A 26090-nucleotide genomic window follows, 5' to 3' on the forward strand; every position below is an offset into this window, starting at 1 on the left:
AAGCGTGGCATGGCCGATGGCCATCGCCATACGAGTTGAGGCAGTTGCACATGTGGAAACATCAATGGATGAAGTATCGCGCATCGCGGTTGTGAGCTCGCCGAGAAGTGGCAATTCGTGGATCCGCTCGACGATCGCGGGAGCACTCCAGATGGAGGAAATCGCGGTCCACAATTATCTCGATGCACCGTCCGCATTGCCGGCGAGATGTTTTCTGCAGATTCACTGGTACCGTGAACCGAATTTTCAGGCGTGGCTTCGTGCCAATCGATTCACCGTGCTTACGGTGGCAAGGCATCCGCTCGATGTCCTTATTTCGGCGCTGCACTACATCAAATTCGAACCGGGAACCTCGAGGTGGCTGGAGGGGAACACGAACCTGCCGGGTAACCTCACGACTGCGAGCCCCACGTCGCGCGAGTTTCTAGAATATGCTTTAAGTACCGGAGCCGAAGATCTGTTATCGATCACCTATCAATGGTGGAACGATGCCCAGGTGCTGCGCTTGCGGTACGAGGATGCGGTTCGTGATCCTGAGCATGTGCTCGGTTCGCAGGTTGCGGCCCTGGGTGGGGATGCGAAGAGGGTTCGCCCGTTGCTCGACAGCCTGAGCATGGAGAAAATGCGCGCGACGCCGAACCGGCACGGCTGGCAGGGGAAGCCTGGTCTGTGGCGTCGCTTGATTGTCCCGCAGGATGCATTTCGGATATACAAGCGACATCAGCGTGTATTCGATTGTCTTGGATATTCCGTAAAGCCATACTTTCTGACTCGCGGATCCGCACACAGGCACTGGTTGCAGTTGCTGTAGACCGGTGTCGTTGGTCGTCCGCGCGCGGTGTGGCCCACGGGCCCATCGGCGAGCGTGCGTCGACTGCCCGGTGTCCGTGTGTTGCCAGATTTTGGTCGACCGCATGGCCGGCGGTTGAGGTCACTGACCCGCCACCATCGATACCGGCAGTTCATGCTAACTTCGTGCGTCAAGCTAAGGGCGCTGGTTGCTTCCGACACACATCCGCGACAGCGTTACCGACGGCCTGTCGACGAGCTTCTCAACGAGCGTGGCGAGAAGCAGTGAGGCAGTAAAACCGAGGATGAGCGATGCGCCGGAGGCAAACAGATAGCCTACGTTTTGCAGCCTCGAGAACAACCAGCACCCCAGTGTCATCAGAACCGGAAAGTGTATGAGATAAAGACTGAAGGACATTTTGCCGAGCCATTGGACCGTTCGACCAGATCCCAGGCGTCTCAGCCTCGCACTCAAAAGAAACCCGGTAAACAGGCAAAGCGCGCTGATTTGCCATTGGAACTGAAACGCGTCGAAGGCATGCATGACCGGAAGTTTCCGAGACAGTTCAAACACGTCGGCAATGACTCTCTGGCTGGATGACACGCTCAGCCAGATACCGGTCATCAGTAGCGTGATCCCGGCTGTTTCAGCAAAAAGCCTGGGTACCGAAAACACGCGGTCGTGAACCAGATAGAGAATAAATCCGAGCACGAACAGGCAAAGGAAACTCGTTCCTGCGACCGCGATCGCTGTCAGGATCATTGCTATCGCCGCCCATCTGGCGAAACGTTTGTATAACGAGGATAACCCGATGAGGATGATCGACCCCCAGAATTCATAGTGTACGGTCCACAGCGGTGGGTCGATGGCTTGCGAGATTTGAATGACTGGATTTAGGACACTCGCATTCTCGAACAGCGAGTTGGGACCATATCCCAGCAGCAATGAGTGGAGGAGCGCATCGCTCCAGACAAGATGAGTATTCAGTGGTGCCTGATAGAGGCCGGCTAACCATGTCGACTGACTTACTGTCCATGCTTCGGTCCGTGCAAGTGGCGCCAGACGCAAGAGGGTAAATCCAAGTATGACCGCAGTGAAGACGGGCAGAAAGAGACGTACAAACCGCTTTGCAATCTCTGCGGGAACCGAGGCTTGCGATCGAGTAAATGCAGATCCGAGCACGAATCCGCTCATCACAAAGAAAACGTAGACGGCTGTGTAGCCCTGCGCCAGCATAAATAGCGGCGAAACGCTTGCGGACTGCTCCCAATCAAAATGGACAGGAGACCCGGCTCGTACGAGCGCCGGAAGAAACGCCGCGCCGTAGTGCAGTACAACGACCTGTGACGCTGCGATACCTCGCAGGCCATTTACAAATGAAAAGAACTGCTTGCTGCGCTCGAGCGTCATTGACTGCGTTGCCTTTCGTTTTTGGGAGCGAGTGCGGATTCGCTACGTCCTTGCAAACGGCTCGGAACCACGAACGGCGGCACGGAGATGGTGCTGGATTCGTATGCTCGTTGCCGTCACGCCTCCCTAACGTCCGGAATGAGCGTCTCCAGAGTCACCCCTAGCGAATCGATTCAGCGCGTTCCGCGGCTAGGGTTATTGCAAATTATTCGTCGTCTTGATGTTATTTCCGAACAAGGCTCCGCAAATCCTATTCGAGACCACTTTGCCGAAACTTATGCTTGTTGTCTCGACATATTTGTACATTAGTGCGGCAATCGGGATCGTGAGCACGGGGGTCAGGATTCCAATAACAACGCCGGAGGCAAGATAGTGCTCCCGGAAACCGTTTCCGGTCAGGCGGTCGGCCCAATGCTCCAGTAATTCGAGAGCGAGTGGGTGCAACAGGTAGAGGCTGAATGAAATATGTCCGAGGAATTGGGATATCGGCCGATTGAAGAATCGCTTTGGCCAGGTATCCTTGTCTTCAGAAATCATGGCGATAAGCAGGAATGCAGAAAGGCCTTGAAAGACGACAACATTAGGCGAATCGTATTGAGTAAACAGGATGCCGTAGATCATGAGCAGCATGACGACTGAGGCACTGACACCTGGTACATCTTTGGCGAGTTGCTTTCCGAAATTGGTGCAAGTGAGAAAGCCCAGCGCGAAGAGAAACGCATACGTCGAAAAATATGGCAGGAATCCGAGAATTGGACTGTCTTTGAATAACAGGAGCAGAGCAAGCAGAATGAAGATCGCCTGAGCTCCATATTTTTTGTAAGACCATGCGGCGATCAAGATCAACGGGGCGGCCAGCAGTTCGACAATCAATGTCCAGGCGACGCCGTACATAGTGATCTTGGTCAATGTCGCGTTGACTAGGACGAGGTGCAGGTCGGGCACGGCACCCCATCCCGCGAATTTACGCATACCGAAGAACATGAGCATGTAGGCAGCGAGCGCTACCCAGAGCGGGGGATAGATGCGAAGGATTCGCTTGATCGTGAAATCGATTGAACTCTCCGGCATACTTTTCCGCGACCGCATGAGCGACTCAAGCAATACCTTCCCGCTTAGGACAAAGAAGATGACGACCGCGAGGCTTCCGTTGAAAGTCGCAACGAGAAATTTGGTGGCGATGGCATACGAGGAGGTTTGGGCCTGCATGGGCAGCATCAGTGCTTCGTGGGCGGCTTGCGACGGGATATTGATGCCGTGATAAATCGCCACCGACAACGCTGCCCAACCTCGAAGACCATCAAGTTGTGTGTTTCTCATGTCGATCCTGCGGAATGCTTGGAGTTTTCCCGGGGGCATGTGTCCACGACTGCGATCACCGAGATGCGCGGTCCGAGTCTGTCGTACTTTTCACGATAGACGAACGCGCCGGCCGCGATGATCGCTCGTCAAATTGCCGTGGATGTGCGACACCCGTCCGATTCGATGTTCATCGATGCCCGCGCATCAACTGTCGCTGGTTCACGGGCGTAGCGCGCGGGGACGAGTCCCGGGATGCTGCCCACGCACTTGTCGACGCTAGAGATCTGACCGCATTATTCCGGTGAGTTTTCGAGCATCCATGCGAGCGTCGCCTTCAATGGAATGGACTGGACGCTTCCGATCGCTTGCTCGAGTTGCGCGCAATTTCCGATCAGCTTGAAAACCTCGTTTTCCCGCACGAACTGCGGGTTGACATATATTTCCGGTGCCTGCCCGGTCAACTCCTGCATGATGGAGAGAACATCATGAAGTGAATGTCCGGTGCCGGAGCAAACGTTGAAAGTGCGGCCGGCATAATCGCCTTCGATTAGCCGGCGGTAGGCGGAAGCCACGGAGCGAACGTCCGAGAAATCGCGCACGACGTGCAGATTGCCCAACTCGATTCGGGGCGCCTTGTCTCGGAAATGACGAACGATCTTCGGCAGCACGAACCTGTCGTCCTGCCCCGCACCCGTGTAATTGAATGGTCTTGCAATGACGATCGGAAGCGTTCCCGCCCACATCCGCGCAACCAGCTCCATTGCGTACTTGCTGATCGCATAGTCGTTTACCGGCGCGGGCGGAGCGCTTTCATCGATTATTTCCCGTTCGCTATTGCCATAGACGTTTGCGCTACTCGCGAGCAATACCGATCGGGGACGGCACCCGGCGCGCTCGAGTGCGTCGAGCACGTTGCGGGTACCGACCACGTTGGTCTGATAGATCCCTCCAACGTCGCCATGTTGCACGAATGCAATCGCCGCAAGATGCACGACCGCGTCGGGTTTTTCAGCAGATAGCGTATGGGTAAGGCCTTCGCGGTCGAGCAGATCACAGACGTGCGCTCGCCATGGAATATCTGCTTTCTTCGAGCGAACGACACCACACACGTCGTGACCGAATCGGGTCAACTCTTCCGCGAGATAGCGGCCGGTAAACCCATCCAGCCCCGTTACGAAGACCTTTGCCATGCTTTTTAAAAGGAGAACCCGGCTTCGTTCCGGCGAATATCCGCCTCGACCATCATCTGGCAAAGCTGTTCAAGCGTTGTTTTCGGCTCCCAGCCGAGTTCTTCGCGCGCCTTGGCCGGGTCGCCGATCAACAAATCGACTTCGGCGGGCCGGTAAAACTTGGGGCTGATCCTGACGATCGTCTTGCCCGAGCGCGCGTCGACGCCAGTCTCCTGTTCGCCGCTACCTTGCCAAGCGAGCTCGAAGCCCGCCGCTTGGGCAGCCATGGACACGAAGTCACGAACGGTTTCGGTGCGATTCGTGGCGAGCACGTACGTATCGGGATGCTCGGCCTGAAGCATGCGCCACATACCTTCGACATATTCCTTCGCGAAACCCCAATCGCGCTTGGCGTCGAGGTTGCCGAGTTCCAGCACGTCAAGTTTGCCGAGGCGAATCTTCGCGAGGCTGTCCGTGATTTTGCGCGTGACGAATTCCCGCCCGCGCAGAGGTGATTCGTGATTGAACAGGATCCCACTGGCACCGAAGATGTTGTAGCTCTCGCGGTAATTGACCGTGAGCCAGTGCGCATAAAGCTTGGCGACGCCGTACGGGCTGCGGGGATAGAACGGGGTCGTTTCCGTCTGGGGGACGGCCTGGACCTTACCGAACATCTCGGACGTGCTGGCTTGGTAGAAGCGAATTGCGGGATTGACGATACGGATGGCTTCGAGCAGGTTCAGCGCACCCAGACCGGTGATCTGCGCAGTCGTCGTGGGTTGGTCGAACGAGACGCCGACAAAACTTTGCGCCGCGAGGTTATAGACTTCCGTCGCCTGCGTGGTTTGAAGCAGCCGGATGCTGGATCCGAGATCAGTCAAATCGTATTCGACGAGGTGAAGCTGGGGGTGGTCGGCAACGCCGATTTCCTCGATTCGCCAGGTGTTCACGGAGCTCGTACGGCGATAAGTGCCATACACGGTATAGCCTTTCTCAAGGAGAAGCTGTGCGAGGTAAGCTCCATCCTGACCTGTAATGCCGGTGATAATTGCAACAGTCATTTGATATTCGGTTGGTTCGTGTATTAATGTTTCGGTACACCGCTACATACTCGAGCGCGTACCTGCTTCAGGGACGCTTCCAGTCGACCGTAGCGGCCGGCGCCCGCCTGCGTCAGGACAGCGAAGTCTGGCTGGCAGCAACGGACGAATTCTATCACCCAAGAAGCGCTGTTCCGCAGCGACGGGGGCGCGAAGGTTACAATTGGCGCGCCTGCCCGATCCGGCCCGGAATCCGGGTCGCATCGTTCTGCAACGAATCCCGGTACTCTTAACGTTGGCCAATCCACCGCCAGCGCGCAATCGAAGCCTGCATGAACCCTACAAGCGCGTCGCCTCCGTCCAATTGCGGACTCTCGGTTTCCATCGTCGTTTATCAACCCGATATCGCCCGGCTCGAGCAGACGCTCGTGAGCTTGAGCGCCGCGTGTGAACACATGCGTGCCATCTCGGCAGGGCGTTCGGTCGAATTGCTCCTGGTCGATAACGGTGGCCTGGGCGACGTACGCGTGATGATTGATTCGCTGCGTGAGCACGGCATCGATTGCCGTGTTCTGACGGGGCACGGCAACGTAGGTTACGGTCGCGGTCACAATCTCGCCATCAGGCAAACTACCGGGCGCTTTCATCTGATATTAAACCCGGACATCGATCTGGACGTACATGCGCTCGCAAACGGCTGCGAGTTCTTCGACACGAACCCCGACACCGGTTTGGTCGCCCCATGGATCGGCCACGACGCCGGCGATCAGCAATATCTGTGTCGCCGCTATCCATCGGTGCTCGACCTGCTTGTCCGCGGCTTCCTGCCCGTACGCATGCGTCGGTGGTTTGCTGGTCGTCTAGCTCGCTACGAAATGCGCGATTTGATCAACGATCACGACGTCGTCTGGGACCCGCCCATCATCAGCGGCTGCTTCATGCTGTTCCGCACCGACGTCCTCAAGAAACTCGGCGGCTTCGATCCGCGCTACTTCCTCTACTTCGAGGACTACGATCTCAGCGTCCGCGCCCATGACGTCGCGCGCGTCGCGTACGTCCCGTCCGTCCGCGTGATCCATCACGGCGGCGGTGCGTCCCGTAAAGGCTTCGCCCACATCCGCATGTTTGCCGCGTCGGCGTGCAAGTTCTACAACCGCTTTGGCTGGAGGCTATGGTGAGTCGCCTCATCGTCACCGGCGCGAACGGCTTTGTCGGCCGAGCAGTCTGCCGTCGCGCGCTGGACGCCGGGCACACCGTCACCGCACTGGTGCGGCGTCCGGGGGGATGCATCGCCGGCGTGCGCGAATGGGTGCACGGTGGCGCCGATTTCGACGGGCTCGACGAAGGATGGCCAAGGGATCTGGCAGCCGACTGCATGATCCACCTCGCTGCCCGCGTACACGTGATGCGCGACGAGTCGCCGGATCCCGACGTCGCGTTCGGCGCGACCAACGTCGCCGGTACCATGCGTCTCGCCAAAGCCGCGCGCCAGCACGGCGTGCGCCGCATCGTCTACGCAAGCAGCATCAAGGCGGTCGGTGAGACCGACGGCGGCACGCCGTTGTCGGAAGCGGTGAGTCCCGATCCGCAGGAGGCCTACGGTCGCTCGAAACTGCGCGCCGAGCGCGAACTTGCGCAATTCGGTGCGGTGAACGAGCTCGACGTCGTGGTCGTTCGGCCGCCGCTGGTCTACGGTCCCGCGGTCCGGGCGAACTTCCTGCGCATGATGGACGCGGTTGCGCGTGGCCTCCCGCTGCCGCTCGGTTCCATCCCGGCACGCCGCAGCATTGTCTACGTCGAAAACCTCGCCGACGCACTGATGCAATGCGCGATCGATCCGCGCGCGGCCGGTGAATGCTTCCACGTCGCTGATGACGACGCACCGTCGGTCACCGACCTGCTGCGCTTGGTCGGCGAGGCACTCGGCAAGCCGGCGCACTTGGTTCCTGTCCCGGCCGCCGTGTTGCGGGTACTCGGTGCATTGACAGGCCGCCGGGCGGCCATCGACCGCCTCACCGGCAGTCTCCAACTCGATACGGGTCGGATCACGCGCGTGCTAGGCTGGCATCCCCCTTATACGACACGGCAGGGCCTCGAAGCGACCGCGGCATGGTATCGTTCGCGCGATACACAACAATAGCCGACATGCCTTTCCCGATATCCACGTGGCTCGGTGCGGCCGCGGTGGCGCTGGCCGCCGCCATCGCGTCGACGACCATCCTGCGCGTGCTGCTCGCGACGGGCCTTGCGTGGCGCCTCGCCACCGATATTCCGAACGATCGTTCGCTCCATACGCTGCCCACGCCGCGCGTCGGGGGATGGGGTATCGTACCGGTCTGCGTCGCCGCACTGTTTGTGTTGGCGCCGCACCTGTCTCTGATCGCCATTGCCGTAGCTGGGCTCGCCGCAATATCTCAGGTCGACGACCGGCGAGGGTTGCCGGCACGCGTGAGATTTTCCGCCCACCTCGCAGCGGTCGCTGCATTGATTGTCGTATATCCTGCCGACGCGCCCTGGTGGCTGCTGGCTAGCGTGGGTTTCGTGATGGTGTGGCTCACGAACCTATACAACTTCATGGACGGCGCCGACGGCCTCGCGGGGGGCATGGCGCTGTTCGGCTTCGGTGCGTACGCGATCGCGGCCCTCGGCGGCGGCGCACCGTCGCCGGATCTGGCCGTCGCCGGCGCCGCCGTCTCGGGCGCTGCGCTCGGCTTTCTTCTGCTGAATTTCCATCCGGCCCGCCTGTTTCTCGGCGACGCGGGTTCGATTCCGCTAGGATTCCTCGCCGGCGCCATCGGTTATTGGGGCTGGCGAGCGAACGTTTGGCCGATCTGGTTTCCGGCGCTCGTATTCGCTCCCTTTATTGCCGACGCATCTGTAACACTTTTGAGACGATTGTTACGTGGCGAAAAGTTCTGGCAGGCGCACCGTGAGCACTATTATCAGAGGATGGTGCGCGCCGGCGTAGGTCATCGTCGGACCGCTCTTTATTGGTACCTCATCATGCACGCAGGCATAATCGTTGCTCTGTGGGCCAAGGGCCGCCCAGAACCGCAGCAGTGGCTGGCGTTCTTCGCATGGTACGGCGTCCTGGCATGTATCGGACTGGTGATCGACATGCGCTGGCGACGATTTCAGTCGGCCGCCGAAAATAACTCTTGAGGTTCCCGCCGATGTTGCGATCCAAGGCATCATGGCTCTCGCTGAGCGCTTTCCTGTTTGACCTGACGGCGGTCGCCGGCGCGTGGTTGTTCGCCTACCTCGTTCGATTCAACGGTAGCATTCCGCCCGAGTTCATGAGCGGCGGCTTGACCGCGCTCATCTGGGCGCTGCCCGTCTATGCGCTCATGTTTCACGTATTCGGCCTGTATCGCGGCCTGTGGGTGTTCGCGAGCCTTCCCGACCTGATGCGAATCTCGAAGGCCGTGATCGGTGGCGGCCTGATTGTAATGATCGGCGCCGTGATGTTTCAGCCGTCCCCGATCATCCCGCGCTCGGTGCTGCTCGTGTCGCCGTTGATGCTGTTTCTCGTGATGGGCGGCGCCCGCGCGCTGTACCGCGCGACGAAGGAGTTCTACCTGTACGGCGGGCTGGTCGGGCAAGGCAAGCCGATACTCGTGCTCGGTGCCGGCACGGCCGGCGCGAGCCTCGCCCGCGAACTGTCGCGATCGGGTGAATGGCGTCTGGTCGGCCTGCTCGACGACGATCCGACCAAGCGCGGGCGCGAAATCTATGGCTATAAAGTGCTCGGTTCGTTCAACGACCTGAAGCACTGGACCGACGCGCTGAAAGTGGAATACGCGATCATCGCGATTCCGTCGGCGTCGGTCGAAACACAGCGCCGCGTCGCGACGCTTTGCGTGCGCGCCGGGATCAAGGCGATGGTGCTGCCATCGCTGACCGCCCTGATGCCGGGGCAGGGCTTCCTGTCGCAGGTGCGCAACATCGATCTCGAGGATTTGCTCGGTCGCGACGCGGTGACGATCGATACACCGCACGTCGAAGCGCTGCTGCGCGGCCGCGTGGTGATGGTGACCGGCGCGGGCGGGTCGATCGGCTCCGAGCTGTGCCGGCAGATTCTCCGCTTCAAGCCGGCGCAATTGGTCGCGTTCGACCTGTCCGAATATGCGATGTATCGGCTCACCGAGGAGTTGCGCGAGCGCTTCCCCGACCAGCACGTGGTGCCCATCATCGGCGACGCGAAGGATTCGCTGCTGCTCGATCAGGTGATGTCGCGCTATGCGCCGCATATCGTCTTCCACGCGGCCGCTTACAAACACGTGCCGCTGATGGAAGAGCTCAACGCGTGGCAGGCGCTGCGCAACAATGTGCTCGGTACGTACCGCGTCGCACGCTCGGCGATCCGTCACGACGTGCGCCATTTCGTGCTGATCTCGACCGACAAGGCCGTCAACCCGACCAACGTGATGGGCGCGAGCAAGCGGCTCGCCGAAATGGCGTGCCAGGCGCTTCAACAGACGAGCGAGGGCACGCAGTTCGAGACGGTGCGCTTCGGCAACGTGCTCGGCAGTGCCGGCAGCGTGATCCCGAAGTTCCAGCAGCAGATCGCGAAGGGCGGCCCGGTGACGGTCACGCATCCCGAGATCACGCGTTTCTTCATGACGATTCCCGAGGCGTCGCAGCTCGTGCTGCAGGCATCGAGCATGGGCCATGGCGGCGAGATCTTCATTCTGGACATGGGCGAGCCGGTCAAGATCGTCGACCTCGCGCGCGACCTGATTCGTCTCTACGGTTTTTCGGAAGGGCAGATCCGGATCGAATTCACGGGGCTGCGTCCGGGCGAGAAGCTGTACGAGGAACTACTCGCCGACGACGAAACGACCACGCGCACGCCGCATCCGAAGCTGCGGATCGCCCGTGCGCGGGAAGTGCCGGACCACCTGCTCGACGAGTTGCTGCCGTGGCTGATGCAGCACCGGGTGCTCAACGACGACGAGGTGCGGCGCGACTTGCGGCGATGGGTGCCGGAGTATCAGCCGACCGTTGCGCCGATATTGCAGAGCGTGCCGAAACGGATCACTGCCAGCGAGTGATCAGTCCGGCAATCGATCGTGGCGAGGTAATGCTCGATCGCGGAATCCATGCCGTTCAGTAGCTTACTGAACGGCATTTTTCGTTGGTGGAATCGCCGCGAATAAAATCCGGTTGATGACGAGCATTGGCCGTAACGAGCAATGCCTCGATATGTCTGCATATTTGACTACCGACGATTTCCTGCATATGTTTCCCTTAAGGTAGCCGTGCGATTGCCGTAAAGAATAAAGGTGAAAAGCCAAATACGAGCTCTACGGTCCATACCAATTCGATGAAAGCGAAACATATTGCCAGGGGAATAAGCGCGGCGCTCATGGTGCTCGCGCTTGCAGGGTGCGGCGGCGGTGACGACGACGCGAGTCCGTCGGTGACGGCTGTGCAGACCGGCAGACTGTCGGCGCTGCGCGCGGCCGGCAACGTCGTGAGTGCGGCGCCGATGAGTGCGACTGCGCCGGTCCATGTTGTGCTGGTGCTCAAGCTGAATGACGCAGCCGGATTGAGCCACTTTTTGCAGGAGGCGCGAACGCCCGGAAGCGCCAGCTTCGGGGCCGTGCTCACCGCTGCTCAGATTGCCGCACGATACGCGCCCACCGCCCAGCAGGTTACTAGTGTCAAGGCATATTTGGGCAGTAGCGGCTTCACGAACATCAAGGTGGCCGACAACAACATGATTGTCGAAGCCGACGCCCCGGCCGGCGTGATATCGGGCGTGTTCCAGACGACGCTCGTACCGGTTGCGATGGCGGACGGCACCAGCACGCACATCAATACCGTCCCGGAGACGGTGCCCGATGCGATCGGGGGTGTCGTTCAAGGGGTTCTCGGCCTCGATACCGCCACTCGCCTGCGCCCGAATTTCGTGCGCGCTTCCAATGCCGCCGCTGCGCCGACTGCGAACGCATCGCCGACGACTTCCGCCGTCGCGGTGGGTCACAATCCGACGGATTTCCCCCGTATCTATTCCGTCGGCAGTGCCCCGGCGGCGGTGAATACTACAGTGGGCATCATTGCCGAAGGAGACGTGACGCAGTCCGTCATCGACTTGTCGACGTTCGAAAGCAATAACCAGTTGCCCGCCGTACCCGTTTCTGTGATTCATGCCGGGCTGTCGAGCGCGGACACGAGCGCAACCACGGAATGGTCGCTCGATAGCCAGACCATCGTCGGGATGTCCGGCGGCCTCAAGCAACTCAATTTCTACGTTGCGCGGTCGTTTGCCTGGGGCGATATGGCGCTTGCGATCAATCGCGCCGTGACCGACAACACCGCTCGCGTCATCAACATGTCAATCGGCGGTTGCGAAAACTGGGCGCCGACGGCGGTCATCGACACGTTGTTCCAGCTCGCTGTCGCGCAGGGGCAGACTTTTTCGGTCAGTTCGGGCGATTCGGGCAGCGTGGCGTACGGTTGCAGTGGCACATCGGTGCAATACCCTGCGACGTCACCGTATGTGGTGGCCGTGGGCGGCACAACGCTCTATACGAACGGGAACGGCAGCTACGCAGGTGAGGCGGCCTGGGATTCCAGCGGGGGCGGCATCAGTGGCATCGAGCCAATTCCATCGTGGCAGTCGAATGTTCCGGCGCTCAAGGGGCGCACTTTTCGGGGCATGCCGGACATCGCGTTCGACGCTGATCCGAACAGCGGCGAAGCAGTCGTCGCGGGCGGACAACTCGTGACATTGGGTGGGACGAGCCTGTCCGCGCCGCTGTTTGCTGCAACTTGGGCGCGTATGCTGTCCGGGGCCTGCGCTACGAATCTCGGTTTTGCGGCGCCCACGCTGTACAGCGCCCAGGCCAAGACGCCATCGGTCTTTCGTGATATCACCTACGGGTCCAACGGTGCATACAGTGCAGGTTCGGGATGGGATTTCGTGACCGGCTGGGGCACGCCGAACGTCAGCGCGATGTATTCCGCGATATGTGTTCCGACGGCGGCGATTTACGGCGGAGTGATCAACCAAGGTACGACGCTCAGGCCGGGGCAAATCGTGTATTCGGGTTCCGGAAGCCATCAGCTGGCGATGCAGAATGACGGCAACCTCGTGCTTTACAACACGACCAATGGTGCTGCGGTGTGGAATTCGGGTACTTATGGAAATCCCGGAGCGTATGCCGTTTTCCAGGGCGATGGCAACTTCGTGGTGTACGACGCGAGCGGCAAGGCGCTGTGGAACTCGGCGACGAGCAGCACGTCGTACAGCCAGTTTCTCGCTGTACAGGACGACGGCAACCTGGTGATCTACCGGTCGTTCGTCCCGGTATTCGCCACATCGACTGCTTCCGGCGTATATGCGAACTCTACTACCGGCCCGGCCGTCTGGAAGGGCGGCGTTGCGCTCGGTAGTGGCCAGAGTTTTACTTCGGGCAATGGCGCGAACGTGCTGGTCATGCAGGGAGACGGAAATCTCGTGCTGCTTCGTCAGGGCGTTGCGCAATGGAGTTCGGGCACGTATGGTCATCCGGGCGCATTCGCAGCGATGCAAGCGGATGGCAATCTGGTCGTCTACAGTTCGACGGGCGTCCCGCTCTGGTATTCCGACACCAGCGGCAATTCAGGCGCGGCGACGTATGTTCAGGACGACGGTAACGTCGTGATCTATGCGCCACTGCCGCGCTGGAGCACGAATACAGCAGGCGCCTAGTTGTTTCACTCGTCGCTTCGCGACCGAATATCGTACGGCACCCGTCACCGCCGGCGGGCCGTACGAGCAGGGCAACTCGCTACCCGTGTGCTCAATGCCCCCGCCTCTCCTTCCTCACCACCATCCACTTCGGCGCCCTGAACCTGACGATGCTGAGATAAAGCCAAACGTAAGTGAGCGCAAACAGCACGACAAACACGAACAGATGCACGGTATGCCGCCAGAACAGCGTCGCCGGAATCACCGCGACGAGGCACAGCAGCCACAGATAAGGTGAGGTAAGCGAATTGCGCCGCGTCAGATCATGCGCATGCTTGGTCCCCACCGCCCACCGCATCAGCCGCTTGTACACGAGCATGTGCAGATGCACGCCGTCCGGAATCCCCGGCGACATCCCGCGGATGAACTTCTTCCGGTAGATCGAGAAGCACGTCTCGAAGATCGGATACATGAACAGCAGCACCGGATACCACGCCGACACCTCGCGATTGCGCATCACGAGCATGATCGCGAGCTCCGCCAGCATGAACCCGATGAAATAAGCGCCGCCGTCGCCGAGAAAGATCAACCCGGCCGGGAAATTCCACAGAAAGAACCCGAGCACGGCGCCCATCATGATGATCGACGCCGACATCACGACCGGGTCGTTGACGTGGAACGCGACATACGCGAGCGACGCGAACATCATGAAGCTCACCATCGAAGCAAGCCCGTTGAACCCGTCGATGATGTTGATCGCGTTCGCGAGCGCCGCGACCGCGAGCACCGTGATGAACGCCGAGATGGCCACGTAGCCCAGCAGAAAGTCGAGCGGCGGCACGCTGATGCGCTTGACCGCGATACCCAGCAGCCAGAACGCGAGCGCGGCCGCGCCCATCGTGCACAGCAGCCGCGCGCGCGGCGACACGCGCTTGGTCAGATCCTCGACGAGCCCCGACAGGAACGCCGGCATCCCGCATGCGGCGATCCCGAGGATGCTGCCGGCGATCGTCGGATAGCGCCGCGACAGGATCAGCGCGGCGATGACGACCCCGGCCAGGATCCCGATGCCGCCCACCCGCGGCACCGGCCGCACGTGGAATTTCTGCACGCCGGCCAGATCGCTGTCGACCGAGAATTTCTCGTGCAGATGCGCGTAGCGGACGATGAACAACGTGACGAGCAGGGAGGCGATGAAGCCGGACGCGAAGCTGAGCATGGGATCGCTCGAAAAATGGACAGCGGATTATACAAAACCGCGCGGGTTTCCCTCCTGCCATTTCCAGTGGTCGGCGCACATCTCTTCGATGCCGAGCGTCGCGCGCCAGCCGATGATGTCGGCGGCGGCCTGCGGGTTCGCGTAGCACTCCGCGATGTCGCCCGGGCGGCGCGCGACGAGTTCGTACGGCACCGGCCGGCCCGATGCCTTCTCGAACGCGCGCACGACTTCGAGCACGCTGTAGCCCTGGCCGGTGCCGAGGTTCACGACGAAGCTCGCGTCGCGCGTCGCGAGCGCATCGAGCGCGGCGATGTGCCCCTTCGCCAGATCGACGACGTGGATGTAGTCGCGCACGCCGGTGCCGTCCGGCGTCGGATAGTCGGAGCCGAACACGCGCAGCTTCTCGAGCTTGCCCACCGCGACCTGCGCGACATACGGCATCAGGTTGTTCGGAATGCCGGCCGGATCCTCGCCGATCAGCCCGCTCGAATGCGCCCCGACCGGATTGAAGTAGCGCAGTGTCGCGATGCGCCACGACGGGTCGGACACCTCGAGGTCACGCAGAATCTGCTCGGCGATCAGCTTCGACTGGCCGTACGGGTTGGTCGCGGACAACGGGAACGCCTCGTCGATCGGCGAGCGCTCGGGCACGCCGTATACGGTCGCCGACGAGCTGAACACGAACTGCCGCACATTGCGCTCGCGCATCACCTTCAGCACGGCAAGCAGCCCGCCGAGGTTGTTCTGGTAGTACTCGAGCGGCTTCGCGACCGATTCGCCGACCGCCTTGAGCGCCGCGAAGTGGATCGTGCCGGTGATCGGGTGCGCGTCGAACACCTTGGCGAGCGCGGCTTCGTCGCACACGTCGACCTGGTGAAACGCCGGCGTCTTGCCGGTGATGCGCTCGATCCGGCGCACGGCTTCGACCTTGCTGTTGACGAGGTTGTCGACGATCACGACATCGTAGCCGTTGTCGAGCAGCTCGACGGCGGTGTGCGAGCCGATGTAGCCCGCACCGCCGGTCACGAGGATGGTGCCTTTAGCGGTCATGCTGATGCGCTCCTTCAGAGTGTGATGCCGGTCAATGTATGAATGGTCTGCCGGTAGCGTTCGACGACCTGCTGCTCGTCGAATTCCGCGGCCACCTTGCGGCGCCCGCGCGCGCCCATCGCTTCACGTCCCGGCGCGCCGAGCTCGATCATGCGGATCATCTGTTCGGCGAGACTCGCGCCGTCGCGCACGCGGCACAGGAAACCCGTGTCGCCGTCGGCGACGACGTCGCGGCAGCCCGGCACGTCGGTCGCGACGATCGGGCGGCCCATCGCGGACGCTTCCATCAGCGTGCGCGGCACGCCCTCGCGATACGACGGCAGCACGACGCAGTCGGCCGCCGCGATGTGCGGGCGCACGTCGTGCGCCTCGCCGAGGTACTCGACGACGCCTTCGCCAACCCACGCGTCGACGTCCGCGCGGCCGATCGCGCTCGGATTGTCGACGCCGAGCGGGCCGAGCAGCTGGAAGCGCGCGTCCGGATAGCGCGCACGCACCGCGCGCGCGGCTTCGACGTATTCGCGCACGCCCTTGTCCCACAGCAGCCGGCCGATCAGGATGAACACGGGGCCGCGGCCGGCCGGCAACGGCGCCGGCGCGAACTGCTCGAGATCGACGCCTTCGCCGTGCAGCAGCCGTGCGCGCTCGGGATGCGCGAGCAACTGCTCGTCGGTGAAGGTCGCGAGATCGTCGCGATTCAGGAACCAGACTTCACGCGGGAAGCGGAACGCGAAGCGGTACAGGCGCTTCGCGACGCTGGCCGCGCGGCTCTTCTGGATGAACACGTAGCCGAGGCCCGTGGTGACGGCGATCGACGGCACGCGCGCGAGCCACGCGGCGATCGACCCGTAGATGTTCGGCTTGATCGTGTAATGAAACACGAGATCGGGCTTCAGCGCGCGGTAGTGACGCACCAGCGCGGCCAGCGTGCCGAGATCCTCGCGCGGGCTGGTGCCTTTCGATGCGACGGCGAGCGCGACGTAGCGGCAGCCCATCTGTTCGAGCAGCGGCACCGTGCGGTCGTGCGGCGCGATCACGACGACCTCGGCGCCGCGCGCGACGAGCGCACGGATCAGCCCGTGTCGGTACGTGTAGATCGCCCAGGCCGTGTTGCAGACGAGCGCGATGCGCAGCGGGGAGGTGGCGGACATGAAAAAAAGAAAAAATAAAGCGTCGAAAAAGCCGGTGCGGACTACGCGGACGGCCGCGCGGCGAACAGCGTCTGCTTGATCCGCTGCAGCGTGCGATACGGCGTCACGAAATGCAGCAGGTTCTTGGCGAGGCCGGCCCAGTCGTACGGGTTCAGCACGTTGAAGTGACGCAGCAGCAGCGACAGCGTCGAGATCAGCTGGCGGCGGCGCTTGGTCGCGCTGATCCCGCCCTCGTTGAGCTCGTAATAGAGGCCGAGCTCGGGCAGGTTCGCGCAATCGTAACGTTGCATTAACCGTAAATAAAGATCGAGATCCTCGGCCGCGCGGTACTTCGCGCGATAGTTGCCGACTTCGCGCACGGCGTCGATGCGCAGCATCACCGACGGATGCACGAGCGGCGAGCGCAGAAAGCGCGTGCGGCGCAGCGTGCGCGGGTCGGCCGGCGGCGTCAGCATGAAACGCGCTTCGCCGGCGCGCGACACCACCTGTGTCCACATGCCGACACAGGCCACGCGCGGATGCGCATCGAGATACGTACGCTGTTTCGCGAGCCGCTGCGGTGCGGCGAGGTCGCCGGCGTCGATGCGCGCCGCATAGCGGAAGCCGCGCGCGGCGAGCGCGTCGATGCCGGCCTCGAGCGCGCGCTCGATGCCGCCGTTGCGCGGCATGCGCAGCACCTCGATCGCGAGGCCCGGCAGCGCAGGCGCGACGATTGGCGGCGTGCTGCCGTCGTCGACGATCAGCACGTGCACGCGCGCATCCTCGCGAAACGACGCGAGGGTGCGCACGACGTCGTCGTGCCCGTTGTAGGCCGGCATCAGCACGGCCACGTCGTCGAGCAGGGGCGGGCAATCGGAAGGCGTCATGGGCGCAGCTTGATACGGATGTAATAAAAGTTGACGGCGGCGGCCGCGACGTAGCCCGCGGCCAGCCCGACGAGCGCGCCGTACAGGCCGAGCCGCGGGATCGCGAGCACGTTGACGAGCGCGGCGATCGCGAGCGCGAGCACCCATTTCGCCAGCAACACGAATTTTGCTTGATATTTGAGAACGATAAGATTGCCTATCGCCTCGATGCCGGCCGGCACGGACAGCCAGACGGCCCAGCGGAAGATGTCGACCGACGCCTCGTAGCCGCGGCCGAACACCTTGCCCACGACGAGCGGCGCGGCGGCGTCCAGCACCAGCGCGCCGGCCGTCATCAGCGCGGCGGTCATCGCGATCAGCCGGACGATGTTGCGGCGCAGCCGCGCGACGTCCTGCACGCGGTACACGAACGCGGGCGCGATGGTCTGCGCGAGCATCAGCGCGAGCGTGATCCAGTTCTCGTTGAGCTGCTGGGCGGCCGCATAGCGGCCGAGGTCGGCGAACGACACGTGACGCTCGAGCATCAGGCGGTCGAGCTTCAGGAACAGGTACATGCAGATCAGGCCGAGCCAGAACACGGTGCCGGCCGTCGCGAAGTGCTTGAACAGCGGCTTGTCGAACGTCCAGCCTAGCGTGCCGCCGTTACGGTGGCGGTAGTAGAGCAGCAGCGCGAAGCCGATCGCCGCGGCCTCGAGCGCCCACAGCCACGCGAAGCGGGCCGGGCCGGCGGCCGCGCGCACGAGCAGCCAGACGAGCAGCGCCTTGACCAGCGCCGTCACCATGCTGGTGACGAGCTGCGGCTTGCTGTACGTCATGCTCTGCAGCCACGCGTTGATCACGCCGACGAACGGCTCGCGGAACACCATCGTGACCGCGAGGCCCGCGAGCATCGCGCCGACGAGCGGGTCGAACGCGCCGGCGCCGATCGCGATCCAGGTCGCGGCGAGCGCGGCGGCCGACACGCCGATGCGAAGCACGAACGCGCTGCCGAGCACCGCGCCCGGTTGCGTGCCGGGTTGCGCGCCGGCGCGCTGCACGATGGTCGGAACCAGGATTTCGGCGCCGCACACCCAGGTGAGCGGCGCCAGTACGAGGAGGAGCGTATTCGCATACTGCCATTTGCCGAACACGTCCGGCCCGAAATACCGGGCCAGAAGGCCGCTGATCGCGATCGCGACGCCGATCTGCGTGAGCCGTTCGAGCCCGAGCCAGACGAGGTTCGCGACGGCCTTCGCGACGTCCGGGTTGCCGAATCGCTTCAGCATGCGCGGCGGCCGCACGCGCTGGCGGCGGCCGGGAAAGCGCCCGGAGGCGGCAGGTGGGCGGCGGCGGAACGGCTAGGCATTAAAATGGCTACGATGCGCGTCATCAAAACCCGCGATTATAAGTGGGATCGGGGCCGCTCCAGCCGTCCCGTCCGTTGCGCCGAGGGGCCCGCAGTATGATGCCGGGCGCACGCGACAGGCGGCCAGACAATTTTCCATGCAGGCAACAGAGAGAGAACTGATGATCTCCCAATCCATCTTCAAGGCATATGACATTCGCGGCGTGGTCGGCAAGACGCTCGACGCCGACACGGCGCGCGCCATCGGCCGCGCGTTCGGCAGCGAAGTGCGCGCGCAAGGCGGCGACGCCGTCGTGGTCGCGCGCGACGGCCGCCTGTCCGGGCCGGAACTCGTCGGCGCGCTGGCCGATGGCCTGCGTGCGGCGGGCGTCGACGTCGTCGACGTCGGCATGGTGCCCACGCCGGTCGGCTATTTCGCGGCGAGCGTGCCGCTCGCGCTGAAGGGCGGCGAGCGCAGCGTCGATTCGTGCATCGTCGTCACCGGCAGCCACAACCCGCCCGACTACAACGGCTTCAAGATGGTGCTGCGCGGCGCGGCGATCTACGGCGAGCAGATCCAGGCGCTGTACCGCCGCATCGTCGACGAGCGCTACGACACCGGCAGCGGCTCGTACGAAGCATTCGACGTGGCCGATCAGTACATCGCGCGCATCATCGGCGACGTGAAGCTCGCGCGTCCGCTGAAGCTCGTCGTCGATGCAGGCAACGGCGTTGCCGGCCCGCTTGCCACGCGCCTGTTCAAGGCGCTCGGCTGCGAGCTGGTCGAGCGCTTCACCGACATCGACGGCACGTTCCCGAACCATCACCCCGATCCCGCGCACCCGGAAAACCTGCAGGACGTGATCCAGGCGCTGAAGGACACCGACGCGGAACTCGGCTTCGCGTTCGACGGCGACGGCGACCGCCTCGGCGTCGTCACGAAGGACGGCCAGATCATCTACCCGGACCGCCAGCTGATGCTGTTCGCGGAGGAAGTGCTGTCGCGCAATCCGGGCGCGCAGATCATCTACGACGTGAAGTGCACGCGCCATCTCGCGCAGTGGGTGAAGGAGAAGGGCGGCGAGCCGCTGATGTGGAAGACGGGCCACTCGCTGGTGAAGGCGAAGCTGCGCGAGACCGGTGCGCCGCTCGCGGGCGAGATGAGCGGCCACGTGTTCTTCAAGGATCGCTGGTACGGCTTCGACGACGGGCTGTACACGGGCGCGCGGCTGCTTGAGATCCTCGCGAAGACGGCCGATCCGAGCGCGGTGCTCAATGCGCTGCCGGACGCGATGAGCACGCCGGAATTGCAACTCAAGCTCGAAGAAGGCGAGAACTTCCGTCTGATCGAGAAGCTGCAGAGCGAGGCGAAGTTCGACGGCGCGGACGAGGTCGTGACGATCGACGGGCTGCGCGTCGAGTATCCGGACGGCTTCGGCCTCGCGCGCTCGTCGAACACGACGCCCGTGGTCGTGCTGCGCTTCGAGGCGGAGACGCAGGAAGGGCTCGAGCGTATCCAGGCGGATTTCCGCCGCGTGCTGACGGCTGCGAAGCCGGACGTTGGCCTGCCGTTCTGAGCGCGCGGCCTGACGGCCGCCAACCGGCGCGACGGTCGCACGAGCCGTCGCGCGTTTCCCCCAAAAGCGGCGCATGCCAGCGGCATGCGGCCGCTTTTTGTCTGTGCGAGCGCCGCGGCGCGATAAAATCGCGTCTTTATGCCTGTCGCCGGCCATCCGCCGGCGTTTTTTCAGCGTGCAAAAGATCCTGATCGTGCGCGTGTCGTCGCTGGGCGACGTCGTGCACAACATGCCGGTGATCGCCGATATCCGGCGTCGCCATCCCGATGCGCAGATCGACTGGCTCGTCGAGGAGAGCTTCGTCGACCTCGTGCGGCTCGTCGACGGCGTGCGCAACGTGCTGCCGTTCTCGCTGCGTCGCTGGCGCCGGAAGCCGTTCTCGGGCGCGACGTGGCGCGAGATCGGCGCATTCCGCAAGCGCGTCGCGGCCGAACAGTACGATCTCGTGATCGATTGCCAGGGGCTCATCAAGACCGCGTGGGTCGCGAGCTGGGCGCGCGGCCCGCTCGTCGGCCTCGGCAATCGCACCGACGGCGCCGGCTACGAATGGCCGGTGCGCTTCTTCTATCGCAAGCGCGTGCCGATCGCGCCGCGCACGCATGTGGTCGAGCGCTCGCGCCAGCTCGTCGCGGCCGCGCTGGGCGACCCGGCGCCGACGCCTGCCGATCCGATCGACTTCGGCCTCGATACGCGCGCGGCGGCGCTTGCGGTCGGCGCGCTCGGCCTGAACCTGCCGGTACCCTACGTGGTGTTCGTGCACGCGACCTCGCGCGCCGACAAGCAATGGCCCGACGCCGCGTGGATCGAGCTCGGCCAGGCGCTGGTGCGGCGCGGCGCGTCGCTCGTGCTGCCGTGGGGCAACGACGCGGAGCGCGCGACCAGCGAGCGGCTCGCGAAGGAGTTCGGCGCGGCCGCGATCGTGCCGCCGCGGCTGTCGCTGCCGGCCGTGGTCGGGCTGATCGACGGCGCGGCCGCGACCGTCGGGGTTGACACAGGTCTGGTTCACATCGCGGCAGCGCTGAAGCGCCCGACGGTCGAACTGTACAATTTCGCGACGGCGTGGCGCACCGGCGGTTACTGGTCGCCGAACGTCGTCAATCTCGGCACGGCGGGGCAGCCGCCGTCGATCTCACAGGTGAAGGCGGCGCTCGCGGGCTTCGGTCTGCTGTGATGCCCGCCATACCTGCCCCGCCTTGCCTGCCTGTCACGCACGCGAACCGATCATGAGCGAATCCCAGATCATCGAAGTCCCGTCCGCCGACTGGAGCGGACACAACCTGTCGACGCCGCGCGAGCAGCTGCTGGCCGCGGTCGAGGAGGGCAAGGTGCTGTATTTCCCGCATCTGCGCTTCGCGATCGAAGGCGGCGAGGAAGCGCTGCTCGATCCGGCGCTGGCCGATCCGAAGCGCAAGAACATCAGCCTCGCGCCGAACGGCGGCGCGCTCGCCGGCGTGCTCGGCGACAGCGTCACGCAGTCGGCCGTGCGCGCGCTGGTCGCGCGCTTCCAGAAGCAGGCCGGCACGCTGGTCGACGGGCTCTTTCCCGAATATCGCGGCAAGTTGCGCGTCGCGCCGACGAGCCTGCGGCTGATGCAGGTCGAGACGCGCCAGACGTCGTGGCGCAAGGACGACAGCCGGCTGCACGTCGACGCGTTCCCGTCGCGGCCCAACTACGGCGAGCGCATCCTGCGCGTGTTCACCAACGTGAACCCGGCCGGGCAGCCGCGCGTGTGGCGCGTCGGCGAGCCGTTCGAGACCGTCGCGAAGCGCTTCCTGCCGAAGATCCGCCCGCAGCTGCCGGGCTCGGCGTGGCTGCTGAACCTGCTGCACGTGACGAAGTCGCCGCGCAGCGCCTACGACCACCTGATGCTGAACCTGCACGACAGCATGAAGGCCGATCTCGACTACCAGAAAACCTGCTCGCAGCAGACGATCCCGTTTCCGCCGGGCAGCGTGTGGATATGTTTCTCCGATCAGGCTTCTCACGCTGTGATGTCCGGCCAGTTCATGCTCGAGCAGACGTTCTTCCTGCCGGTCGACGCGATGGTGCGCCGCGAATGCGCACCGCTCGGCATTCTCGAGCGCCTGACCGGCAGGACGCTGGTTTGAGCGCGCGCCGCATCGCCGCCGGCGACGGAGCCCGTTCATGCTGAGGGCGATCTATCGCGCGCTGTGGTGGCTCGTCGCGCCGGTCGCGGTGATCCGCCTCTATGTGCGTTCGCGCAAGGAGCGCGGCTATCGCGAGCATATCGGCGAGCGCTTCGGCTACGTCGCCGGCCGCTCGCCCGACGACCGTGCGCCGCTGATCTGGGTGCATGCGGTGTCGGTGGGCGAGACGCGCGCGGCGCAGCCGCTGATCGATGCGCTGATGCGTGCGCGCCCCGACGCGCGCATCCTGCTCACGCACATGACGCCGAGCGGCCGCGCGACCGGCGAGCAGCTGTTCGGCGAGCGCGTGCTGCGCTGCTATCTGCCGTACGACATGCCGGGCGCGGTGCGCCGCTTTCTGCATGCATGGCGGCCGACGCTGGGCCTCGTGATGGAAACCGAGGTGTGGCCGACGCTGATCGACGAATGCCGCCGCGCCGACGTGCCGCTCGTGCTGACCAATGCGCGGATGTCCGCGCGGTCGCACCGGCGCGCGGCGAAATTCGGCAACGCGACGCGCGACGTGTTCGGCGGCTTCTCGCGCGTGCTCGCGCAGAGCCCGGCCGACGCGGAGCGGCTGACGTCGCTCGGTGCGCGCAACGTGGCCGTGCTCGGCAACCTGAAGTTCGACATGACGACGCCGCCGGAGCTGGCCGCGCGCGGCCATGCATGGCGCGATGCGATCGGCACGCGGCCCGTGTGGGTCGCTGCGAGCACGCGCGAGAACGAGGAGGCGCTGGTGCTGCAGGCGTTCGCCGCGATGCGTACGCCCGGCGCGCTGCTGATTCTGGTGCCGCGCCATCCGCAGCGCTTCGCCGAGGTCGAGGCGCTGGTCGCGCGTCAGGGCCTGAAGTGCGTGCGGCGTTCGGTGTGGGGTGCGAATGCCGCGGCGCTCGCAGCGGGCCGGCCCGCCGCGGCGGAGCCGTTGCCGTCCGACGTGACGGTCCTGCTCGGCGATTCGATGGGCGAGCTGGGCGCGTACTACGCGGCCGCCGACATCGCGTTCATCGGCGGCAGCCTGCTGCCGCTCGGCGGCCAGAATCTGATCGAGGCGTGTGCGGTCGGCGTGCCGGTGCTGATCGGCCCGCACGTGTTCAACTTCACGCAGGCGACCGCCGATGCGGTCGCGGCCGGCGCCGCGCTGCAGGTCGCCGATCCGCTCGATCTCGCGCACGTGCTCGACGCGCTGTTCGCGGACCACGCGCGGCGCATCGCGATGGGCGCGGCCGGCTCGGCGTTCGCGGCGCGCCATCGCGGCGCGACCGCGCGCTCGGTCGACGTGCTCGCGGCGCTGCTGCCGGCCGTCGAGCGCGGCGCGCGCACGGCGCAGCAAGTCTCCGACGACGACTGACCGCGCGCCGCCGTGCCGCCCGCGGGCCGGCGTGGCGGCAGCGGGCCGCTGCCGCGCGGCGGCTCAGACCGTCAGCAATCCCTTCTTTTCGATGAACGCGATGACGTCGGCGACGCCGTTGAGCGCCTTCAGGTTCGTCATCACGTAAGGGCGCTCGCCGCGCATCTTCTTCGTGTCGGACGCCATCACGTCGAGGTTCGCACCGACGAGCGGCGCGAGGTCGGTCTTGTTGATCACCAGCAGGTCGGACTTCGTGATGCCCGGGCCGCCCTTGCGCGGAATCTTCTCCCCGCCGGCGACGTCGATCACGTAGATCGTCAGGTCCGACAGCTCGGGGCTGAACGTCGCCGCGAGATTGTCGCCGCCCGACTCGATGAACACGATGTCAGCATCGGGGAAGCGCGACAGCATGCGATCGACGGCTTCGAGGTTGATCGACGCATCCTCGCGGATCGCCGTGTGCGGGCAGCCGCCCGTCTCGACGCCCATGATGCGTTCCTCGGGCAGGGCGCCCGCGACCGTCAGCAGGCGCTGGTCTTCCTTCGTGTAGATGTCGTTGGTGATCGCGACGAGGTCGTAGGTGTCGCGCATCGCCTTGCACAGCATTTCGAGCAGCGTGGTCTTGCCGGAGCCGACCGGGCCGCCGATGCCGACGCGCAGCGGCGGCAGTTTCTTGGTGCGGCGGGCGGACGAGGAAGCAGGTGCGTTCATGGTGTGTGGAGCAGGTTCAGGAGCGGAACAACCGCGAATACTGGGTTTCGTGCCGTGCGGACAGGATGCCCAGCTGCGGCGCGAACGTGTTGACGGCGTCGGGCGGCGTCGCGAGCGCGCGCTTCACGGCCGCGTCGATCGCGCCGCGCAGCGCGACGATGATGCGCTGGCCGGCAAGCTGGCCGAGCGGCACCGCTTTCAGCGCGGCCGAGGTCTGGTTCTCGACCCAGCCGAACGCGTATGCGGCGAGCGTCGCGTCGGCGCCGGCGTCGTGCGCGGCGGCCGCGTAGGCGAACGCGGTGGGCAGCGCGATGGGCTTCAGCGCGGCGAGCGTCGCGCGGCGCGCGGCATCGCCCCATTCGAGCGAGGCGCAAAGCTGCGCGAGCGACCAGCCCATCTGCTCGGTTTCGCGGCGCAATTCCGCCGACTCGCGGCTCGCGACGAACCACGCGTTCTCGCGCGCCAGTGCGTCGGCGTCGTGCGCGTGCCAGCGCGCGAGCTGGTGCGCGAGGAACGGCAGTTCGCCGTGCGCGAGCACGTCGGTCAGCCCACTCGCGATCCAGTCGCGCGCGGTGTCGGCGTCGCGGATCAGGTTCGCGTCGAGCGCGGCCTCGAAGCCCTGCGAATAGCTGAATGCGCCGATCGGCAGCGCGGGCGACGCGAGATGCAGCAGCGCGACGAGCTCAGTGGTGGTCATGGCCGTGGTGGCCGTGCGCGCAGCCCGGGCCGTGTTGGTGATCGTGGTCGTGATCGTGCGGATGCGGATGCGCGTGCCCGTGGTGTTCGCCGAACACCTGCTGCGCGAGCGCGTAATCCTCGGCGAACGTCGCATCGTGGCCATGCTTGTGGCCGCCGCCGTAGGCGCCGGCTTCCGGCTGGAACGGCGCCTGCGTTTCGTCGACCTGCGTGCCGAGCCGGCGCAGCATGTCCGCGAGCACCGGATCGGCTTCGAGCTTCAGGTAGCCGTCGCCGATCTCGACCGGCGTGTGCCGGTTGCCGAGGTGATACGCGGCGCGCATCAGCGTGAGCGGATCGTGCGCACGCACGAGCAGCACCGTTTCGGGCGCCGCGACGATGCGCACCAGCGCGCCGTCGTCGGCGACCAGCACGTCGCCGTCGCGCAGCACGGTGCCGCGCGGCAGCAAGACGGCGACGTCCTCGCCGGTATCGAGCGTGGCCGCGACGCGGCTCTTGCAACGGGCGTCAAAGGCGAGCGTGAGGGTCGGCGCGCGCGCGACGAGCGACGCGGCGAGCTTCACGTTGGGGGCGATGCGTTTGTCGAGCGTGCGCATGAAACGAAGACCG

At 64.3% G+C, this 26090-nt stretch carries 22 protein-coding genes; 10 read left to right on the forward strand and 12 right to left on the reverse strand.

The genetic code is table 11. The annotated features are described in order from the left end of the window. The first annotated feature begins 64 nt into the window (after nt 1–64). Nucleotides 65–811, forward strand: coding sequence for a sulfotransferase domain-containing protein (locus MYA_RS03760; RefSeq protein ID WP_050991220.1), 747 nt, complete (start codon nt 65–67; stop codon nt 809–811). A 174-nt stretch (nt 812–985) separates the two neighbouring features. Here MYA_RS03760 and MYA_RS29270 read toward each other — a convergent pair whose 3' ends face one another. The 4 genes from MYA_RS29270 to gmd form a co-directional block, all read right to left on the reverse strand. Next, nucleotides 986–2200 (reverse strand): acyltransferase family protein, encoded by a 1215-nt coding sequence (locus tag MYA_RS29270; protein WP_081057401.1) that lies wholly within the window; start codon nt 2198–2200, stop codon nt 986–988. Between the two features lie 195 nt (nt 2201–2395). Further along, nucleotides 2396–3520: an acyltransferase family protein gene (locus MYA_RS03770; protein WP_158333093.1), complete on the reverse strand. Its 1125-nt coding sequence runs from the start codon at nt 3518–3520 to the stop codon at nt 2396–2398. 275 nt (nt 3521–3795) lie between these two features. Then, a complete protein-coding gene (locus MYA_RS03775; RefSeq protein ID WP_041493775.1) occupies nt 3796–4692 on the reverse strand; it encodes an NAD-dependent epimerase/dehydratase family protein in 897 nt (298 codons plus the stop codon). Nucleotides 4693–4697: 5 nt separating this feature from the next. Further along, the gene (gmd, locus tag MYA_RS03780) at nt 4698–5732 is read right to left on the reverse strand and encodes a GDP-mannose 4,6-dehydratase (protein WP_041493776.1); all 1035 of its coding nucleotides are present in this window, start codon (nt 5730–5732) and stop codon (nt 4698–4700) included. 311 nt (nt 5733–6043) lie between these two features. On the opposite strand from gmd, the gene MYA_RS03785 reads away from it, so the two are divergent. From MYA_RS03785 to MYA_RS03805, 5 genes are all read left to right on the forward strand, one after another. After that, nucleotides 6044–6889 (forward strand): glycosyltransferase family 2 protein, encoded by an 846-nt coding sequence (locus MYA_RS03785; RefSeq protein ID WP_041493777.1) that lies wholly within the window; start codon nt 6044–6046, stop codon nt 6887–6889. Next, nucleotides 6886–7851: a UDP-glucose 4-epimerase family protein gene (locus tag MYA_RS03790; RefSeq protein WP_014722571.1), complete on the forward strand. Its 966-nt coding sequence runs from the start codon at nt 6886–6888 to the stop codon at nt 7849–7851. Before MYA_RS03785 ends, MYA_RS03790 begins: the two co-directional genes overlap by 4 nt. Nucleotides 7852–7856: 5 nt before the next feature. Beyond that, nucleotides 7857–8873, forward strand: coding sequence for an MraY family glycosyltransferase (locus tag MYA_RS03795; protein ID WP_041493778.1), 1017 nt, complete (start codon nt 7857–7859; stop codon nt 8871–8873). Nucleotides 8874–8884: 11 nt separating this feature from the next. After that, on the forward strand, nt 8885–10765 hold the full coding sequence (locus MYA_RS03800) for a polysaccharide biosynthesis protein (protein WP_014722573.1): 1881 nt from the start codon (nt 8885–8887) through the stop codon (nt 10763–10765). A gap of 272 nt (nt 10766–11037) precedes the next feature. Further along, on the forward strand, nt 11038–13410 hold the full coding sequence (locus MYA_RS03805) for a protease pro-enzyme activation domain-containing protein (RefSeq protein ID WP_014722574.1): 2373 nt from the start codon (nt 11038–11040) through the stop codon (nt 13408–13410). 91 nt (nt 13411–13501) lie between these two features. Here the strand turns inward: MYA_RS03805 and MYA_RS03810 are convergent, their stop codons facing one another. Genes MYA_RS03810 through MYA_RS03830 form a run of 5 tightly spaced genes read right to left on the reverse strand, consistent with a single transcriptional unit; the run spans nt 13502 to nt 18940 of the window. Continuing rightward, nucleotides 13502–14608: an MraY family glycosyltransferase gene (locus MYA_RS03810; protein WP_014722575.1), complete on the reverse strand. Its 1107-nt coding sequence runs from the start codon at nt 14606–14608 to the stop codon at nt 13502–13504. 27 nt (nt 14609–14635) lie between these two features. After that, a complete protein-coding gene (gene galE / locus MYA_RS03815) occupies nt 14636–15658 on the reverse strand; it encodes a UDP-glucose 4-epimerase GalE (RefSeq protein WP_014722576.1) in 1023 nt (340 codons plus the stop codon). Between the two features lie 14 nt (nt 15659–15672). Then, complete coding sequence (locus MYA_RS03820) at nt 15673–16809, reverse strand: glycosyltransferase family 4 protein (RefSeq protein ID WP_014722577.1); 1137 nt, start codon at nt 16807–16809, stop codon at nt 15673–15675. A 41-nt stretch (nt 16810–16850) separates the two neighbouring features. Next, nucleotides 16851–17675: a glycosyltransferase gene (locus MYA_RS03825; protein WP_014722578.1), complete on the reverse strand. Its 825-nt coding sequence runs from the start codon at nt 17673–17675 to the stop codon at nt 16851–16853. Further along, nucleotides 17672–18940 carry a lipopolysaccharide biosynthesis protein gene (locus MYA_RS03830; protein ID WP_014722579.1) on the reverse strand — a complete coding sequence of 423 codons (1269 nt, stop codon included), beginning with the start codon at nt 18938–18940 and terminating at the stop codon, nt 17672–17674. The genes MYA_RS03825 and MYA_RS03830 overlap by 4 nt, the downstream gene beginning before the upstream one ends. A gap of 241 nt (nt 18941–19181) precedes the next feature. Between MYA_RS03830 and MYA_RS03835 the strand changes: the two genes are divergently transcribed. The 4 genes from MYA_RS03835 to waaA all read left to right on the forward strand — a co-directional run bounded on the left by MYA_RS03835 (nt 19182) and on the right by waaA (nt 24074). After that, the gene (locus MYA_RS03835) at nt 19182–20576 is read left to right on the forward strand and encodes a phosphomannomutase/phosphoglucomutase (protein WP_014722581.1); all 1395 of its coding nucleotides are present in this window, start codon (nt 19182–19184) and stop codon (nt 20574–20576) included. Between the two features lie 73 nt (nt 20577–20649). Continuing rightward, entirely contained in the window at nt 20650–21747 is a 1098-nt protein-coding gene (gene waaC, locus MYA_RS03840) for a lipopolysaccharide heptosyltransferase I (protein ID WP_011883561.1), read from the forward strand. A 52-nt stretch (nt 21748–21799) separates the two neighbouring features. After that, nucleotides 21800–22684 (forward strand): Kdo hydroxylase family protein, encoded by an 885-nt coding sequence (locus MYA_RS03845; protein ID WP_011883563.1) that lies wholly within the window; start codon nt 21800–21802, stop codon nt 22682–22684. A 37-nt stretch (nt 22685–22721) separates the two neighbouring features. Continuing rightward, nucleotides 22722–24074 carry a lipid IV(A) 3-deoxy-D-manno-octulosonic acid transferase gene (gene waaA, locus MYA_RS03850; protein WP_014722582.1) on the forward strand — a complete coding sequence of 451 codons (1353 nt, stop codon included), beginning with the start codon at nt 22722–22724 and terminating at the stop codon, nt 24072–24074. A 63-nt stretch (nt 24075–24137) separates the two neighbouring features. Here the strand turns inward: waaA and ureG are convergent, their stop codons facing one another. Genes ureG through ureE form a run of 3 tightly spaced genes read right to left on the reverse strand, consistent with a single transcriptional unit; the run spans nt 24138 to nt 26077 of the window. Continuing rightward, nucleotides 24138–24785: an urease accessory protein UreG gene (gene ureG, locus MYA_RS03855; RefSeq protein WP_014722583.1), complete on the reverse strand. Its 648-nt coding sequence runs from the start codon at nt 24783–24785 to the stop codon at nt 24138–24140. A gap of 16 nt (nt 24786–24801) precedes the next feature. Continuing rightward, entirely contained in the window at nt 24802–25482 is a 681-nt protein-coding gene (locus MYA_RS03860; RefSeq protein WP_011883576.1) for an urease accessory protein UreF, read from the reverse strand. Then, nucleotides 25469–26077: an urease accessory protein UreE gene (gene ureE / locus MYA_RS03865; protein WP_014722584.1), complete on the reverse strand. Its 609-nt coding sequence runs from the start codon at nt 26075–26077 to the stop codon at nt 25469–25471. Before ureE ends, MYA_RS03860 begins: the two co-directional genes overlap by 14 nt. Nucleotides 26078–26090: the final 13 nt, after the last annotated feature.

The organism is Burkholderia sp. KJ006, from assembly GCF_000262695.1.
GTDB lineage: Bacteria > Pseudomonadota > Gammaproteobacteria > Burkholderiales > Burkholderiaceae > Burkholderia > Burkholderia vietnamiensis.

Bases quoted from the DNA above. Each gene is read 5' to 3' on its own strand.
- MYA_RS03760 (WP_050991220.1), top strand. From the start codon at position 65: ATGGATGAAGTATCGCGCATCGCGGTTGTGAGCTCGCCGAGAAGTGGC.
- MYA_RS29270 (WP_081057401.1), bottom strand. From the start codon at position 2,200: ATGACGCTCGAGCGCAGCAAGCAGTTCTTTTCATTTGTAAATGGCCTG.
- MYA_RS03770 (WP_158333093.1), bottom strand. From the start codon at position 3,520: ATGAGAAACACACAACTTGATGGTCTTCGAGGTTGGGCAGCGTTGTCG.
- MYA_RS03775 (WP_041493775.1), bottom strand. From the start codon at position 4,692: ATGGCAAAGGTCTTCGTAACGGGGCTGGATGGGTTTACCGGCCGCTAT.
- gmd (WP_041493776.1), bottom strand. From the start codon at position 5,732: ATGACTGTTGCAATTATCACCGGCATTACAGGTCAGGATGGAGCTTAC.
- MYA_RS03785 (WP_041493777.1), top strand. From the start codon at position 6,044: ATGAACCCTACAAGCGCGTCGCCTCCGTCCAATTGCGGACTCTCGGTT.
- MYA_RS03795 (WP_041493778.1), top strand. From the start codon at position 7,857: ATGCCTTTCCCGATATCCACGTGGCTCGGTGCGGCCGCGGTGGCGCTG.
- MYA_RS03800 (WP_014722573.1), top strand. From the start codon at position 8,885: ATGTTGCGATCCAAGGCATCATGGCTCTCGCTGAGCGCTTTCCTGTTT.
- MYA_RS03805 (WP_014722574.1), top strand. From the start codon at position 11,038: ATGAAAGCGAAACATATTGCCAGGGGAATAAGCGCGGCGCTCATGGTG.
- MYA_RS03810 (WP_014722575.1), bottom strand. From the start codon at position 14,608: ATGCTCAGCTTCGCGTCCGGCTTCATCGCCTCCCTGCTCGTCACGTTG.
- galE (WP_014722576.1), bottom strand. From the start codon at position 15,658: ATGACCGCTAAAGGCACCATCCTCGTGACCGGCGGTGCGGGCTACATC.
- MYA_RS03820 (WP_014722577.1), bottom strand. From the start codon at position 16,809: ATGTCCGCCACCTCCCCGCTGCGCATCGCGCTCGTCTGCAACACGGCC.
- MYA_RS03825 (WP_014722578.1), bottom strand. From the start codon at position 17,675: ATGACGCCTTCCGATTGCCCGCCCCTGCTCGACGACGTGGCCGTGCTG.
- MYA_RS03830 (WP_014722579.1), bottom strand. From the start codon at position 18,940: ATGCTGAAGCGATTCGGCAACCCGGACGTCGCGAAGGCCGTCGCGAAC.
- MYA_RS03835 (WP_014722581.1), top strand. From the start codon at position 19,182: ATGATCTCCCAATCCATCTTCAAGGCATATGACATTCGCGGCGTGGTC.
- waaC (WP_011883561.1), top strand. From the start codon at position 20,650: ATGCCAGCGGCATGCGGCCGCTTTTTGTCTGTGCGAGCGCCGCGGCGC.
- MYA_RS03845 (WP_011883563.1), top strand. From the start codon at position 21,800: ATGAGCGAATCCCAGATCATCGAAGTCCCGTCCGCCGACTGGAGCGGA.
- waaA (WP_014722582.1), top strand. From the start codon at position 22,722: ATGCTGAGGGCGATCTATCGCGCGCTGTGGTGGCTCGTCGCGCCGGTC.
- ureG (WP_014722583.1), bottom strand. From the start codon at position 24,785: ATGAACGCACCTGCTTCCTCGTCCGCCCGCCGCACCAAGAAACTGCCG.
- MYA_RS03860 (WP_011883576.1), bottom strand. From the start codon at position 25,482: ATGACCACCACTGAGCTCGTCGCGCTGCTGCATCTCGCGTCGCCCGCG.
- ureE (WP_014722584.1), bottom strand. From the start codon at position 26,077: ATGCGCACGCTCGACAAACGCATCGCCCCCAACGTGAAGCTCGCCGCG.